13 protein-coding genes are annotated in these 14,744 nt (G+C 71.9%); 6 read left to right on the top strand and 7 right to left on the bottom strand.

Annotation, left to right across the window (positions count from 1 at the left end; translation table 11 throughout):
- Both SSOG_RS54900 and SSOG_RS23235 read right to left on the bottom strand, forming a co-directional pair.
- The coding region (locus SSOG_RS54900; protein WP_208867372.1) for a hypothetical protein at positions 1–240 on the bottom strand (240 nt) is incomplete at its 3' end.
- A 104-nt stretch (positions 241–344) separates the two neighbouring features.
- The gene (locus SSOG_RS23235) at positions 345–1,880 is read right to left on the bottom strand and encodes a subtype B tannase (protein WP_039938455.1); all 1,536 of its coding nucleotides are present in this window, start codon (positions 1,878–1,880) and stop codon (positions 345–347) included.
- 206 nt (positions 1,881–2,086) lie between these two features.
- Between SSOG_RS23235 and SSOG_RS23240 the strand changes: the two genes are divergently transcribed.
- The 3 genes from SSOG_RS23240 to SSOG_RS23250 are packed head-to-tail and all read left to right on the top strand — an operon-like array spanning position 2,087 to position 5,168.
- Complete coding sequence (locus SSOG_RS23240; protein WP_009716686.1) at positions 2,087–3,064, top strand: ATP-binding cassette domain-containing protein; 978 nt, start codon at positions 2,087–2,089, stop codon at positions 3,062–3,064.
- Positions 3,061–3,870 carry an ABC transporter permease gene (locus SSOG_RS23245; protein ID WP_009716687.1) on the top strand — a complete coding sequence of 270 codons (810 nt, stop codon included), beginning with the start codon at positions 3,061–3,063 and terminating at the stop codon, positions 3,868–3,870. Before SSOG_RS23240 ends, SSOG_RS23245 begins: the two co-directional genes overlap by 4 nt.
- Positions 3,871–3,914: 44 nt before the next feature.
- Positions 3,915–5,168, top strand: a complete 1,254-nt coding sequence (locus SSOG_RS23250) for a cytochrome P450 (protein WP_009716688.1) — start codon at positions 3,915–3,917, stop codon at positions 5,166–5,168.
- Here the strand turns inward: SSOG_RS23250 and SSOG_RS23255 are convergent.
- Positions 5,151–8,327: an ATP-binding protein gene (locus SSOG_RS23255; protein ID WP_009716689.1), complete on the bottom strand. Its 3,177-nt coding sequence runs from the start codon at positions 8,325–8,327 to the stop codon at positions 5,151–5,153. The genes SSOG_RS23250 and SSOG_RS23255 overlap by 18 nt on opposite strands.
- A gap of 173 nt (positions 8,328–8,500) precedes the next feature.
- Here SSOG_RS23255 and SSOG_RS23260 point away from each other — a divergent pair, with 173 nt between their 5' ends.
- Entirely contained in the window at positions 8,501–9,046 is a 546-nt protein-coding gene (locus SSOG_RS23260; protein ID WP_039938456.1) for a hypothetical protein, read from the top strand.
- 46 nt (positions 9,047–9,092) lie between these two features.
- Here the strand turns inward: SSOG_RS23260 and SSOG_RS53830 are convergent, their stop codons facing one another.
- Positions 9,093–9,239, bottom strand: coding sequence for a hypothetical protein (locus tag SSOG_RS53830; RefSeq protein ID WP_167542505.1), 147 nt, complete (start codon positions 9,237–9,239; stop codon positions 9,093–9,095).
- Between the two features lie 143 nt (positions 9,240–9,382).
- Positions 9,383–9,997, bottom strand: a complete 615-nt coding sequence (locus tag SSOG_RS23265) for a dihydrofolate reductase family protein (RefSeq protein WP_009716691.1) — start codon at positions 9,995–9,997, stop codon at positions 9,383–9,385.
- Between the two features lie 176 nt (positions 9,998–10,173).
- On the opposite strand from SSOG_RS23265, the gene corA reads away from it, so the two are divergent.
- Positions 10,174–11,268 carry a magnesium/cobalt transporter CorA gene (gene corA, locus SSOG_RS23270; RefSeq protein ID WP_039938458.1) on the top strand — a complete coding sequence of 365 codons (1,095 nt, stop codon included), beginning with the start codon at positions 10,174–10,176 and terminating at the stop codon, positions 11,266–11,268.
- Between the two features lie 6 nt (positions 11,269–11,274).
- On the opposite strand, the gene SSOG_RS23275 is transcribed toward corA, so the two are convergent.
- Positions 11,275–11,937, bottom strand: coding sequence for a TetR-like C-terminal domain-containing protein (locus tag SSOG_RS23275; RefSeq protein WP_039938460.1), 663 nt, complete (start codon positions 11,935–11,937; stop codon positions 11,275–11,277).
- Between the two features lie 67 nt (positions 11,938–12,004).
- Between SSOG_RS23275 and SSOG_RS23280 the strand changes: the two genes are divergently transcribed.
- Positions 12,005–13,435 (top strand): MFS transporter, encoded by a 1,431-nt coding sequence (locus SSOG_RS23280; protein ID WP_009716694.1) that lies wholly within the window; start codon positions 12,005–12,007, stop codon positions 13,433–13,435.
- Between the two features lie 33 nt (positions 13,436–13,468).
- On the opposite strand, the gene SSOG_RS23285 is transcribed toward SSOG_RS23280, so the two are convergent.
- A complete protein-coding gene (locus SSOG_RS23285) occupies positions 13,469–14,743 on the bottom strand; it encodes a 5-methylcytosine restriction system specificity protein McrC (protein WP_039938462.1) in 1,275 nt (424 codons plus the stop codon).
- Position 14,744 lies beyond the last annotated feature (1 nt).

The following is a 14,744-nucleotide window of genomic DNA, read 5'->3' on the forward strand; positions in this document are numbered from 1 at the left end:
GCGTACGCTGTGCGGGTGTTGTCCGGGGACCGAGGCTGCCTGCGGTGGGTTCTGGCCGTCCCGCTGGTGATCCTTCACCTGATCGCGGCCTTCTTCTGCTACACGGCGCTGACCATCGAGCCCGTCGGGCAGCTGGGACGACGACGCGCGCACTGGAATCGTCCTCGCGTGCGTGCTCACCCTCGGGGCGAGCGCCCTCGCCGGGCTGATCACGGTGATGCCGTCGGTGCGGCGCGTCATGGGGCCGTGGTGGCTGGTACCGCCGCTGGTGCTCGGGGCAGTCGCGGCGGTGCGGTGGGGGCTGTTGGGGGCGTAGTGGCCCCTACGGGACCGCTGGTGTCAGGTCACCTTGAGTAGCCCGTCACGCGGCCGATCCACGTCATGAAGTCCGCCGCGTCCTCGTTGGCGCCGTGGCCGGCGTCCCAGTACATGAGGGCGTCGACGTCGTCGCCCAGGTTCTCCAGGCCCGCGGCGAGGTTGCCGACGACGGTGAGCGAGGTGTCGGTGTCCTTGGTGCCGACGCGGATCCACCAGTGCTTCGCCCGGCCGGGGTTGCGCTGCTCGATGAAGAACATGGGGTTCATCAGGTCGAGTTTGCGGGGCAGATCGCCGTCGAGGCGTGCGCTGGCGTTACCGGTGGCGTGGCGGAGGCTGTAGAGGGTGAAGTGGCGGGTCTTGGTGGTGCCCGTGCCGAACAGGTTGTTCTCCGGTGCGGAGAGGTCGAAGGGGTCGAAGGCGGGGGTGTTCTTCTTCCGGGCCCCGACGTGGGTGAGGAAGTCGCTCCACGCGAAGGCGGCGCGGTCGCCGGACCAGGTGAGCCACGGGTTCTTGGCCAGGTAGTCCGAACGGTCCGCTGCCGGGAGGGCCTTGAGGTAGGTGGTGGCGGCCGGTGCGAGGTAGGTCTTGACGAGGTAGTCGTCGTAGGTGCGGGCCGTGAGGGGGCCGAAGCCGTGCTTCCCCCGCAGTTTCAGCGCGGCCTGGTATTCGGCGAAGGCGGAGCGCAGCTCCTTGGAGACGGCCTGGTCGACGGTGTCGCCGGAACTGAGCTTGTTGCCGCCCCAGTTCCATTCGTACGCCATATCGGCGTGTTCCAGGTCGGCGATGGGGCACCAGGCGCCGCCCGCGAAGATGGCGTCGCTCGCGGGGGCGGCGCCCAGTTCCCTGAGGTCGGCCTCGTACAGGGGGCTGTCCCCGGACGCTCCGAGCAGGGCGGACAGGGCGCCTCCGGCGCTGGTTCCGGAGGAGACGATCCGGTCGGTGTTCCCCGGTATGCGGCCCTTGTTGAAGCGTACGTACCGCACCGCGGCCTTGAGATCCACGATGGCGGTCGGCGCCGTGCCGTAGTACGTACCGTCCGCGTCGACGAGGGTCCGGCCGCGGGCGCCCGGTTCCACGACGACGTAACCGGCGGCGACCGCCAGCTTGGCGTTGCTGACCATGGCCGCCTGCCCGCCGCCCCCACCGCCCCCGCCCCCGCCACCACCGGGCGGGGTCATCGCGGAACCGCCGACCCCGGTGGCGTCCGCCACGGACGACGGCATGTAGCCGCCCACCGAGTTGGCGAAGAGGATCGGCGCGCGGGTGGCGTCGACCGCGGTGCCGTCGATCTCGACGGGCACGCTGACGTTGAGGCACTGGTACTTCGCGTCCACGGGGTTCGTGACGTACGTGATGGCCTTGTAGAAGTGGTACGTCACGGCCTTGTCGCCGTCGTCCGTGGCGACGGTCGTCGTCAGGACCGTGTAGGCATCCTTGTCGAAGACCAGCGCGTCCGAGGGTTTCCGCGAGCGGGCGGCGGCCGCGACGCCGGCCCCCGCCGCCGACGCCGCCGCGGTGGCCGCGGCGAGTCCCATGACCATGGTCCTGCGCTTCACTGACATCTCCTGCCGCTCGTCCGTGGTCCCCGTCGCCTGGTGAACGTATGGATCGTCCGCAAAATCGTCAACAATTTCCGTGGCATTCATGGCGAACGCACAGCCTGTGCACGGCGGTTGCGGCACGCGGTTTCAGGCGCTGAAACCGGCGGGACGGACGCCGCAACCGGACTGAAGCCGCGCTGAAGCCGACCACCCGCAGTCTCTGGGGCATGACCTCACGAGACGGAACGGGCGTAACGGCCCCGGCGGCCATCGCCGCCGAAGGGCTGCGCAAGGCCTACGGGGACAAGGTCGTCCTCGACGGGATCGACCTCCATGTCCCCCAGGGGACGATCTTCTCCCTCCTCGGCCCGAACGGCGCCGGGAAGACCACCACCGTCCAGATCCTCTCCACCCTGATCACCGCCGACGGCGGCCGGGCGAGCGTGGCCGGGCACGATCTGGCCGCCGCCCCGCAGGCCGTGCGCGCCGCGATCGGCGTCACCGGGCAGTTCTCCGCCGTCGACAACATGATCACCGGCGAGGAGAACATGGCCCTCATGGCGGACCTCCACCACCTGGGCCGCCGGGAGGGGAAGCGGATCACCGCCGAACTCCTCGACCGTTTCGACCTCGTGGCGGCGGCCAAGAAGCCCGCCTCCACCTACTCCGGCGGGATGCGGCGCCGCCTCGACATCGCGATGACCCTGGTCGGTTCGCCGCGCGTGATCTTCCTCGACGAGCCGACCACCGGCCTCGACCCGCGCAGCCGCCACACCATGTGGGAGATCATCCGCGATCTCGTCGCGGGCGGGGTGACGGTCTTCCTGACCACCCAGTACCTGGAGGAGGCGGATCAGCTCGCCGACCGCATCGCCGTCCTCAGCCGGGGCCGACTGGCCGCCCAGGGCACCCCCGAGGAGCTGAAGCGGCTGGTGCCCGGCGGCCATGTCCGCCTCACGTTCGCCGACCCTGCCGCCCTCGCCGCCGCGTACCGGGCCCTCGGCGACGGCGCCGCGGCCGACGAGGAGGGCCTGTCCCTCCGGGTGCCGAACGACGGCAGCGTCCACGCCCTGCGCGCGCTGCTCGACGGCCTCGACCGGGCCGCCGTGACGCCCGAGGCCCTGACCGTGCACACCCCCGACCTGGACGACGTCTTCTTCGCGGTCACCGGCCGCCCCGGCAACGACAAGGTGGAAGCCCGATGAGCGACCTGATGAGCCCTCGTACCGTCGCCGCGCACCCGCTCCGCGACTCGTTGACCATGCTGCGGCGCAATCTGCTGCACGCCCGCCGCTACCCCTCCATGACCATCGGCGTCACCGGCATGCCGGTGATCATGCTCCTGCTCTTCGTGTACGTCTTCGGTACGGCGCTCAGCACCGGCCTCGGCGGCGGAGGCGACCGTTCCGCGTACATCGCCTACGTCGTCCCCGGCATCCTGCTGATGACCGTCGGCTCCGGAACGGTGCCGACCGCCGTCGCCGTGTGCACCGACATGGCCGAGGGCGTCGTCGCCCGCTTCCGCACCATGGCCATCTCCCGCTCCTCGGTCCTCGTCGGCCATGTCGTCGGCAGCGTCATCCAGACCATGATCAGCCTGGTGCTGGTGACCGGGGTCGCGCTCGCCATCGGGTTCCGTTCCGACGCCGGAGCCGTCGAATGGCTCGCCGCGGCCGGAGTTCTCGCCCTGGTCTGCTGCGCGCTGACCTGGCTTGCGGTCGGCATGGGGCTCGCCAGCCCCACGCCCGAGGCCGCCAGCAACGCCGTACTGCCGCTGTCGTTCCTGCTGCCCTTCATCAGCAGCGCGTTCGTGCCGGTCGACGCGATGCCCGGCTGGATCCGGTGGTTCGCCGATTACCAGCCCTTCACCACCGTGGTCGAGACCCTGCGCGGACTCCTCACCGGCACGGAGATCGGCCACAACGGCTGGCTGTCCGTGGCCTGGTGCCTCGCCATCACCCTGCTCGGCTTCGTCTGGTCGCAGCGCCGCTTCGCCCGCGACCCCCGCTGAGCCCCCCACCTCACCCTCCCACTCCACCAGGAAGCGAGACCGCCATGTCCGAGAACGCCATGTCCGAGAACGCCACCCACCTCACCCCCGAGCAGGTCGAGGACCCCGTACGCGGCTACGCCGACCTCCGTACCCGCGACGAACTCCCGCACGCCGTCCTCCCCGGCCTCACCACCCCCGTCCGGCTCGTCACCCGGTACGCCGACGTCAAGGCCGCCCTCACCGAACCGCGGCTGATCCGCGACCGCACCCGGATCCCGGGGGACGCCGATGAGGCCCAAGCGTCCGACGCCCAGGACGAGTTGCTGGAGGCGGCCTCCGCCGGGCTCCCCGCCGAGTACGTGAAGTACTTCGCCGGACACCTCGCCCTCTTCGACGGCGAGGAGCACGCCCACCGCCGCGCCCCGCTGACCCGCGCGTTCACCGCCCGCCGCATCGCGGCGCTGCGTACCTTCGTCGAGCGGACCGCGGACGCCCTGGTCGCCGAGGCCGAGGCGAACGGCGGTACGGACCTCCTCGGTGCCTTCGCCTACCCCCTGGCCACCCAGGTCATCTGCGAGCTGATCGGCGTCGAGGAGCGCGACCGCGACCAGGTCTGCTCCTGGATGCGGGACTTCGCCTTCGGCGACGGCAGCCGGGCCGGGGAGGCGCTCGTCGCGCTCGTCGAATACGCCAAGGAGCTGATCGCCCGCCGCCGGGCCGAACCCACCGAGGACCTGATCTCCGCCCTCCTCGACGGGGACCAGCTCACCGAGGACGACCTGATCGGCATCGTCTTCCTGCTCATCAACACCGGCATCACCCCGCCCGCGCTCTTCCTGGCCCACGCCGCCCTCGCCCTGCTCGACCACCCCGAACAGGCCGCCCGGCTGCACGCCGCCCCCGAACTCCTCCCGCGCGCCGTCCCCGAACTCCTCCGGTACGTCTCCATCGTCCGCATCGGCGCCACCCTCTACGCCACCGAGGACGTCGACTTCGCGGGCACCGCGCTGCGCCGGGGCGAGTCGGTGACGGTCGCCCTGCTCGCCGCCGACCACGACCCGGAGGAGTTCGGCGACGGCGCCGGACAGCTCGACGTCGGCCGGGAGTTCGGCCGCGGCGACGGCCACCTCGCCTTCGGCCACGGCGCCCACTACTGCATCGGCGCCGCCCTCGGCCGCCTCGTCACCAGCGTCGTCCTCGACCGCCTCTTCGTCCGCCACGACGGCCTCCGCCTCGCCGTGCCCCGCGCCGAGCTGGAGTTCGGCCACTGGCCGGGCGACGGCTTCCACCTCCTGCGCCTACCGGTCCGCCTGTGACCCCCGCGTCCCGGCCCCGCCCCCGGCGCCCCCCTCAGGCGCGGAGCCCTCAGCAAACTCGACCGCCGAGTCCGGGAGTTCGTCCCCGGGTTTCAGGGCGGCCGTACGTTCGACCTCGCGTCGTCGTACCGCCCGCCCCTGGTCGGCTTCCTGTGCCCGCGTGCCGCCGAGCGGGCCGACGCCCGTTGTCGGCTGGAAGCTCCGTAGGCATCGGAAGCGCTCGGCCAGTGCGATCAGCCGCACGCCCGTACCCGTTCGGCCCGTCGCGAGGTCGACGTAGCCCAGGGCCAGCAGCACCACACCGCAGATCGGGATGTCCAGCGCCACGCCCCGGTCGAGCAGGGCCACGATCCGTTCCGTGAGTGCCGCCGCCGGGGCGGACACCAGGTCGAGGCGGGCGTGCTGGGCGTGGGCCGCGACCGATACCGCCTGGATCTCCAGTGCCCACGGCTCCAGCAGGGGATCGCCGTCGCCCTCCAGGGTGCTCGTGGCGCGCCGCCACAACGCCAGCCCCCGCTCCGTCTCGCCCCGCGCGAGCGCGATCTCCGCGCGTGCCCCGAGGTCGGGGGTGAGCAGGTCGACGGCCTCTTCCGGCCGGTGCAGTACGGCCTGTTCCAGCCAGTGTTCGGCCGCGTCGAGGTCGCCGGTCTGGAGGTTGGCCAGGACCATGCCCCAGCGCAGGCCCATCATGTCGTTCCAGTCGCCCAGTTCGTCCATGATCCGCATGGCCTCCGCCATGTGGATCAGCGCCTCCGCGCCCCGTTCAGCGTTCAGGCACAGTTCGCTCAGCCGCGAATGCCCCATGACGGTCAGCCACGGGACGCGCCGTCCCTCGAAGGCGGCGAGCATCCGCCGGGCGGCGGCCATGGCCCGTTCCGGTTCGTTCTCGCTCTCCCACAGGTAGCCCGCCACGCCCTCCGCGACCCCCGCCACCAGCGGTTCATCGCTCGCGCACAGCCGCTCCAGGGCCGTACGGTCCGGTCCCAGCACCTCCGGTATCCGGCTGAACACCGTGGCCAGCGCGCCGATCAGGGTCCCGGGCGCGCCCGGGGGCAGTCGGCGCAGTACGGCGAGGAAGCGCGGCGCGCTCGTGCCCCCGCCGAGGAAGGCGTTGACCGCGACCAGGGTCGCGAGCGTGCGGACCGGTTCGACGCCGTCGGGCTCCGGCCGGTAGCGGGACAGCAGCGGGCCGGTGTCCTCGGCCAGCGTGATCATCCGGGGGTAGTGGGCCTCGGTGGTCCACAGCGTGCCCAGGGCGGCCGCGGTCGCCATGACGGTCGGCATGTGGTGCGCGTCCAGCCCGATGCGCAGCGCCCGTACGAGATTGTCCTGCTCCGCCCGTATCCGCTGCCAGGCGGCGACGGCGTCCGGGCCGAACGGCGCGTCGTGGTACGTCGTACCGAAGTACCGGGCCCAGTCGAGGAAACGCCCCGTGACCTGCTCGTCCTCGCCCGCCGCCGTGCGGTGTGCCGCGCTGAACTCCCGTACGGTCTCCAGCATCCGGAACCGGGCGCCCGCCGGGGTGTCCGTCACCTTCAGCAGCGACTGCCCGACGAGATCCTCCAGGATCTCCAGCACATCCAGTTCGTCGGGACCGACGAGGTGCTCCGCCGCGTCGGCCGTGAAACCGCCCGGGAACACGGACAGCGCGCGCAGGGCCGCCTGCCCGTCCGGTGCGAGCAGGTTCCAGCTCCAGTCGACCACCGCGTGCAGCGTGCGGTGCCGCTGCGGAGCGTCCCGCGTCCCGCCGCGCAACAGCGCGAACCGGTCCTCCAGCCGCCGGGCGATCTCCGCCACCGACAGCACCCGCACCCGCGCCGCGGCCAGCTCGACGGCGAGCGGCAGCCCGTCGAGACGGCGGCAGAGCGCGGTGACGGCCTCGGCGGGCAGCTCGACGTCCGGCCGCGCGGCCCTGGCCCGCTGCCCGAACAGCTCGACCGTCGTCGAGGGGTCCAACTCCGGCAGCAGATAGACCGATTCGGCGGCGATGCCCAGCGGCGTACGGCTCGTGGTGAGCACCCGCAGCTCCCGGGTCGCCGCCACCAGCCCCCGCACCACCTCGGCGACTCCGCCCACCACCTGTTCGCAGTTGTCGAGCACCAGCAGCACCGGGCCCGCCCCGAGCGCCGCGACGAGCCCGCCCAGCACCTCGGCGGAGGGCGCGCCGCCCGCGCCCCCGACCGCCGAGGCGACCTCGCCCGCCACGTCCTCGTCCCTCGTCACGCCCGCCAGCGGCACCAGATGCACCACCCGCTGCTCGGCCGCCCGCGCCACCGCGGCCGCCAGCCGGGTCTTGCCGAGCCCGCCGGGCCCGACGATCGACGTGACCCGCGAGGAACGCAGCAGGCCCGCCACGGCGGCGATGTCGCCGTCCCGGCCGAGCAGCGCGTTCGGTTCGTGCGGCACCCCGCGCCGCACCACGGGCGCCTCGCCCCGCAACAACTCCTCGTGCAGGGCCCGCAGTCCCGGCCCCGGGTCGGTCCCCAGCTCGTCGCGCAGCCGCCGCCGGTAGCGCTCGTACGTGGCCAGGGCCGCGGCCGTGCCCGCGGTCGCCGCCTCGCACCGCACCAGCTCCAGCCACAGCTCCTCGTCCCTCGGGAACTCCCGCACCAGCTCCGCCAACGGCCCGGCGGCCGCCTCCCGGCCGCCGGTCCGGGCCAGCCCCAGCGCCCGGCCCCGTAGCAGCGCCCGGTGCGCCGCCGCCCGCTCGGCCCGCAGCGCCGCGACCGGATCGCCGAGCACCGCGTCCGCGTCCCCGCCGCCGTCCCCGGCCCCGTCCCAGAGGGCGAGCCCTTCCTCCGCCTCGGCGAGAGCCCCCGCATGGTCCCCGGCCCGCGCCTTCTCCGCGCAGGCGGCGGCGTGCAGCAGAACTGCCGAGGCGTCCACCCGCTCCTCACCGAGCCCCAGCCGATACCCGCTGGGCGTGCTCACCACCACCTCGGCCCCGAGCCGCGACCGCAGCCGCGAGACCAGGATCTGCACCGCCTTGACGGGATTCTCCGGCTGCCCGTCCGGCCACAACCCGTCGACCAGCCGCCCGGTGCTGCACCCGGTGCGCAGGTCGGAGGCGAGCAGCGCGAGCAGCCCCCGGAGCCGCGGAGCGGTGATCTCCTGCCCGCGATACGAAACCGTCGACAGGACGGTCAGCTCGATGGTCACCCGCGCAGATTAGCGAGCGGTGCGCGGACGTTTCGGCTGTCCGGTCGATCGTGCGGCAGAAGAGCTTCGGCCAGCCCTGTCGTTCCCGTGGATCCCCCGCCCGAGCGGTTAGCGTGCGATCCGGTCGTCAGAGGCCAGTCGGTCCGCCGGGCCGTACCGGAATGGAGCGCACCATGACCACGTCGTCCTCGATGTCCTCCCCGATCCGGAACGCAGTCCGGGCCGCCCTCCTGCTGCTCATGGCGCTGGCCCTCGCGGTCGCCGGAGGCGTCACGGAGGTCGGTGCCGCGACGCCATCCCGTAAACCCGCCCCCCGCAGCCCCTTCCTCGGAGAGGTCGCCGAACAGATCGCCCTGCCGAAGCGGACCTGGACGGCGTGGGGCACCCACACCGCCACGGCATATACGACGGAGGCGGCGAGGACCGTCGACGTCGAGGCCATGAAGGCCGACTGCGAGAACATCAACCTCAACAAGAAGCTGGCGGCCAATTTCCGCAGCGATGTGTTCGGCCCCGGCGTGAAGGGGTTCTTCTACCGGTGCGAACGGGTCGCCTGGGACACCAACAAGTACTGGTTCACCATCAGCTCCGCCCACCGGTCCCAGATCGACGAACTCTGCGACCCGGACACCGAGTACCCGCTCGTCTACGACGAGCAGCACAACACCTACTGGCTGGACGCCCCCTTCACCTGCACCAGACGCGCCGCCCCCGCGTAACGACGCCGCGCCGACTGGGCTGGTGAAGGGTCCCCACGAGCGTGGGTCAGCTCCTCTTCTTGCCCTTCTTCTTCTGCGGCTTGTTCCAGTCGCCCCGGTGCAGCTGGCAGCGGGAGTAGCCGATCATCGCGGGCCTCTGGCATGGCCTCCCGGTCGTCGTGTTGGTCGATCCGCACTTCACCTGCTTGCCCATACGGTCGTTCCCCCCTTGCCCGGTTGATGCCGTCTCGGGTGAAGCGTCACCGGGCCGAGGTACGGTCCACACCGGCCGGGGACACATGCGGCCGAATCCGGGCCATCCGAGACCGGATCCATGGCATGGACCGCTGCCGGCTGCTACGCGTCACCCTGCGGCAGGTGCGCCTTGGCGTCGTCGTACGTGGCGTCGCCGGTCGCCTCGGCCAGGGCGTAGACCAGGTGCAGCACCCCGGTGCTGAAGGTCTTGGACGACAGCAGCCGCAGCGGCATCGTGGTCTCGCCCTCGTCGAACAGCCGCATGCCCTTGCGCACGGCGATCGGGTGCACCAGCAGGTGCAGCTCGTCCAGCAGTCCGTGCGCCAGCAGCTGCCGGACGATCGACACCGAGCCGCTCATCGCGATGTCCTTGCCCGGTTCCGCCTTCAGCGCGGTGACGGCGTCGGCCACCTCGCCCTTGAGCTGCTCGGTGTTCCGCCAGGTGAACGACAGCTCCTGGCGCGATACGACGATCTTGCGGGCGTCGCCGAGCTTCTTCGCGAAGTCGGCGTCCTCACCCCCGGCCGCCTCCCGCTCCGGCCAGGCCCCGGCGAAGCTGTCGTAGGTCTTGCGGCCCAGGAGGAGCGTGTCGGTCACGCCGAAGGTCGCGTCGACGGCGGCGCCCATCTCGTCGTTGAAGTAGGGGAAGTGCCACTGGTCGGGGGCCTCCACGACCCCGTCGAGCGAGATGAACAGGCTGGCAATGATCTTCCTCATGATGCCCCTCCACGAGCGGTGCGGATGACCCTTCCTCCTCTCAGACCGCGGTCACCGCACAAACTCATCGGCGGGGGCCGGAGCGAAAAGGAGGCCGGGTCGTACGCTGTGGGCGCAGTCGGTGCGAATCCCTCGACGGGGTAGGCGTCGGCCGTAGCTCAGCCGAAGGAGTTCCCATGTCGATGGTCGGCAACCTCCGGAAAGTGGCGCGCCTGGCCCGGCGCCGCCGCCGCGTCGATCTCAACCACCCGGCCCGCTCGCCGCTCGGCACGTCGGTGGTGAACTGCGTGGCGTACGTCGACGGGAAGCGCCAGCCCGGTGACTGCCCGGTCGAGGAGGCGATCGCGCGGGTGCGCCGGGCGGGGCGCGGCTTCGTGTGGATCGGGCTGCACGAACCTACCGAGCGGGAGTTCTCCGGGATCGCCGACCTGTTCTCCCTCCACCCGCTGGCGGTCGAGGACGCCGTCCAGGCCCATCAGCGGCCGAAGCTGGACACGTACGACGACACGCTGTTCACCGTCTTCAAGACGGTCCGGTACGTCGAACACGACGAGCTGACCACGACGAGTGAGGTCGTGGACACCGGCGAGGTCATGGCCTTCACCGGGCCCGATTTCGTCATCACCGTACGGCACGGCCGCCACGGCTCGCTCGGCCCGCTGCGGGAGGAGCTGGAGGCCGATCCGGAGCAGCTGGCCAAGGGCCCCTCTGCGGTGCTGCACGCCATCGCCGACCATGTGGTCGAGGACTACCTCGCGGTCGCCGACGCGGTGCAGGACGACATCGAGCAGGTCGAGACCGAGGTCTTCGCCCGCGAGCCCCTGGTCCGGGCCGATCCGGGACGGATCTACCAGCTCAAGCGGGAGCTGCTGGAGCTGAAGCGCGCCGTGGCGCCCCTGGCCCGCCCGATGGAACGGCTCTCCGCCCAGCGCCTCCCCGCGGTCGACGCCGACATCCAGACGTACTTCCGGGACGTCGCCGACCACCTGGCCCGGGTCACCGACCAGATAGCGGCCTTCGACGACCTGCTGAACTCCATACTCCAGGCCCATCTCGCGCAGGTGACCGTCGCCCAGAACGAGGACATGCGCAAGATCACGGCCTGGGCGGCGATCATCGCCGTGCCCACCATGGTGTGCGGCGTCTACGGCATGAACTTCGACCACATGCCCGAGCTGCACTGGCGCTTCGGCTACCCGCTGGTGCTCGTCGTCATCGCCACCGCCTGTTTCGCCATGCACCGGGGCTTCCGCCGCAACGGCTGGCTCTAGCCTCCGTCACCCGTCGTGGCGCTGCCGGTAGTGCTCGCGCCAGCGCGGTGTCGCCGCGCCGTCGAGGACGGTCATCACCACGTCGTGCGCCAGCCGGTCGTCGATCGGCATGTGGCCGAAGAGCACCCGGTGGTAGGTGGTGGCGGCCAGCAGGTCGAGCAGCAGGTCGAGGTCGGCGTCCGCGCGGAGGTCACCGCGTTCGATGCCGCGGAGCAGCGCCGCCCTGGTGGTGGCGCGCCGGGGGTGGAAGATCGTGTCGGCGAAGACCCGGTCCAGTTCGGGGTCCCCGGCCAGGTCCGCGATCAGCGCGGGCAGCGTACGGCGGCCGAAGGCGCCCCCGAAGGCCTGGCCGATGGTCTCGATGCCGAGGATCAGGTCGCAGTGGGTGCACCCCGTGTCGGGGGTGGGGGCGGTGCCCATGATCTCGCCGAGGGCCGTGATGACCAGCAGCTGCCGTGACGCCCAGCGGCGCCGGATGGCGGGCTTGGTGGTCCCGGCCCGGGCGGCGACGCCCTCCAGGGTGAGGCCGGGGTAGCCGACCTCGGCGAGCAGTTCCCGGGTGGCGCTCAGGATCGCGGTGTCGAGCCGTGCGTCGCGCGGCCGCCCTGCCGACCTGGCCGCGGACGGACGGGCCTCGGTGGGGGCGGGGGTGTTCCCGGGGTTTGCCATGGCGGCCAGTATAGGTAGCATGCATTTTCATTCCGTTCCGTAACGTAATGAAATTAGAGGGGGTCCCATGTCGTCACGGCAGGAACTGGCCGACGAAGGAGCCGCCAACGCCCCGGGGGCCGTGGGGCGGGGCGTCTTCCAGGCCCCGTATGCGGCCATGACCTGGGGAATCGTCCTCTCGGTCGGCCTGGTGGCCTTCGAGTCGATGGGCGTGGCCACCGTGCTCCCGAAGATCGCCGGTGCGCTGGGCGGTCTCGACGCGTACGGCTGGGGATTCTCCGCCCTGATGCTCGCCAACCTGATCGGCACCGTCGCCGCCGGACGCTCCGCCGACCGCCGCGGCCCGGCCCGGCCGCTCGGCATCGGCCTGGCCGTCTTCGCGGCGGGCTGCGCCCTGGCCGGGGCCGCGCCGAACTGGCCGGTCTTCCTCGCCGGGCGCTTCGTCCAGGGCCTCGGCGTCGGCGCCGTGATGGCCCTGGCGTACACCGTCATCGGCCTGCACTACCCGGAACACCTCAGGGCCCGGATGTTCGCGCTGGTCTCCGGCGCCTGGACCGTCCCCTCGCTCGCCGGACCGGCCGTCGCCGGACTGATCGCCGAACACGTCCACTGGCGGGGCGTGTTCATCCTGCTCCTGCCGCTGATCCTGCTCGCCTGGGCCATGGCGGTGCCCCCGCTGGCGCGCCGCCGACACCCGGACCCGCCCGCCGCCGACGCGGCCTCCGACGCCTGGTGGCGCGGCCCGGTGGCCCGCGGAATCCTGGTCAGCGCGGGCACCGCGGTGCTGCTCGGCGGCCTCCAGTTCACCAACCTGGCCGTTCTGCTGCCCCTCGCGCTGCTCGGCAGCGTGGCCGCGGTGCTGGGCCTGCGTACCGTACTGCCGACCGGTACGTTGCGCGGCCGTCGCGGCGTACCGACCGGCGTGCTGATCCGGTTCCTGCTGTGCGGCGCGTACTTCGGCAGCGAGGCGTTCCTGCCCCTCGGCCTCACCGAGCTGCGCGGCCTGAGCACCACCGAGGCCGGTCTCGGCCTGTCCGCCGGGGCCATCGCCTGGGTGCTCGGCGCGGCCTGGCAGGGCCGGGCGGACGACCGCTGGAGCGGGCGATCCCGAGCGCTGCCGATCGCCGTCGGCTGCGCGATCCTGGCCGCGGGCGTGGCCGTCATCGCCGCCGGAATCCTGATCGACGCGGTCCCGGCCCTGGTCGCGGTGGTCGGCTGGGCGGTCGGCGGCGTCGGCATGGGCATCGCGTTCAACGCCGCCACCACCGACGCCATGGAACAGGCCCCCGCCGACCGGCAGGGCGAGGCCAGCGGCGCGATGCAACTCGCCCAGACCCTGGCCACCGCCGTCCTCACCGGCCTCGGCGGCGCGGCCATCGCCCTGGCCCACGCCCATGACGCGGCCACCGCCACCGCCCTGACGGCCACCTTCGCCCTCACCACGGCCCTGGCCGTCCTCGGCGTGGCGACGGCCCACCGCATCAGGCCACGGGCCTGACCGCGACTTCACGCGGCGACGCAGGGATACGCGCTAGGCAGGAGCGACGAAATTGGCGAATTCGGCGATCGCCTCTCGCAGCGGTCCGGTCGCGTCCTTGGGGGCGGTACGAGTGTCGAGGCCCAGCACCTTGATGAGCCCCAGGCGGCCACGCGGGCCCTGGACACGTAGCTCGCGCTCGGTGGGTGCGGCCGCCGAGGGGTGGACGACGAGGGCGAGCGGGTATTCAGGGGCGGTGTATCCGGCGATGTAGGTGAGGAGTTGATGGCGGTCAGCGGCGGATACGTTCTTCTCCATGTAGCCCTTGTACTTCGCGTCCACAGCAAGGAAGCGGATGTCGGCCGAGCTGTCGGTCTGCGGAGGGAAGGCCAGCAGCACATCGGGGTTGAAGGTGGGGGTCTTGTCGTTCCGCTGCCCGTGCGTGTGGATGGCCTTCTCCTCTCCCCGCGCGCCCCTGCCGCCCAGATCCACTGCCGCGTCGACCGCCATCCGCCGGACGACGCGCTCCCACAGAACGTTGAGATTGAGCATGAGACTCTTCGCCCCGAAGCCGTACGGCTCCAGCAGATTTGTCACACCGCCGCCGCCGAGCACCATCCGGGCCCAGGCGTGGGCGGCGCGGTAGTGGGTGTTGAGCCGTGTGTACTGTCCTCGCTGGAGCAAGGACACGGCGTCGAGGGGCTGCCGCGGGGAAGGGAATTGCGCCGCGGCGTCGAGCAGCCACCGGGTCTGTGCCGGATCGCTGGAACGCCGGGCGGCGACGGTCAGCGCGGCTCCGCACACCAGGTTCTCCCAGCCGCCGTCCTGGTACTCGAACGTCTGGAGATGGAGCCGATCGACGGCGCCGTAGCAGCGGGTCGCCTGCGCCTCCACGTCGAGCCGCCCCCGCAGGGTCGTGTCGACCCGGTGGTGGCGCACGTAGTCCCGGCGCAGCCCGTGCCGGAGCAGCCGTCGGCATTCGTGGAGCAGGGCGGCGGGCACCAGGCCCGCGTACCCGTCACTGCCGAGTGGCCAGTTCCGCAGTGTCTCGTCAGGCTCTTCCTGCTTGTTGGCGTAGCAGAGCCAGTCGATCAGCCGGTCTCCGGCGATCGGGAACTTGGGTCGCAGTACCAGCCGTATCCGATCGAGCTGGAGTACCCCTGTGGTCGCCCGCGCCTTGAGCACATAGCCGTTGCGGGCTTCGGTGACCTTGACGGCCTTGACCGAGCGAAGTTTGCCGAGGTCGTCCCCGTACAGTTTGGAGCGCGGAACATGGACGGACTCGTGCTCCTTGAGGATCACTTCGTGCCGGGCGGCGTTCCGGTGCACT

The sequence above is a fragment of the Streptomyces himastatinicus ATCC 53653 genome (assembly GCF_000158915.1).
Lineage (GTDB): Bacteria > Actinomycetota > Actinomycetes > Streptomycetales > Streptomycetaceae > Streptomyces > Streptomyces himastatinicus.

What these genes read in the sequence shown, in the direction of transcription:
- SSOG_RS23260 (WP_039938456.1), top strand. Translation starts at nt 8,501, where the DNA reads ATGACCACGTCGTCCTCGATGTCCTCCCCGATCCGGAACGCAGTCCGG.
- SSOG_RS23245 (WP_009716687.1), top strand. Translation starts at nt 3,061, where the DNA reads ATGAGCGACCTGATGAGCCCTCGTACCGTCGCCGCGCACCCGCTCCGC.
- SSOG_RS23280 (WP_009716694.1), top strand. Translation starts at nt 12,005, where the DNA reads ATGTCGTCACGGCAGGAACTGGCCGACGAAGGAGCCGCCAACGCCCCG.
- SSOG_RS23275 (WP_039938460.1), bottom strand. Translation starts at nt 11,937, where the DNA reads ATGGCAAACCCCGGGAACACCCCCGCCCCCACCGAGGCCCGTCCGTCC.
- SSOG_RS23240 (WP_009716686.1), top strand. Translation starts at nt 2,087, where the DNA reads ATGACCTCACGAGACGGAACGGGCGTAACGGCCCCGGCGGCCATCGCC.
- corA (WP_039938458.1), top strand. Translation starts at nt 10,174, where the DNA reads ATGTCGATGGTCGGCAACCTCCGGAAAGTGGCGCGCCTGGCCCGGCGC.
- SSOG_RS53830 (WP_167542505.1), bottom strand. Translation starts at nt 9,239, where the DNA reads ATGGGCAAGCAGGTGAAGTGCGGATCGACCAACACGACGACCGGGAGG.
- SSOG_RS23235 (WP_039938455.1), bottom strand. Translation starts at nt 1,880, where the DNA reads ATGTCAGTGAAGCGCAGGACCATGGTCATGGGACTCGCCGCGGCCACC.
- SSOG_RS23265 (WP_009716691.1), bottom strand. Translation starts at nt 9,997, where the DNA reads ATGAGGAAGATCATTGCCAGCCTGTTCATCTCGCTCGACGGGGTCGTG.
- SSOG_RS23250 (WP_009716688.1), top strand. Translation starts at nt 3,915, where the DNA reads ATGTCCGAGAACGCCATGTCCGAGAACGCCACCCACCTCACCCCCGAG.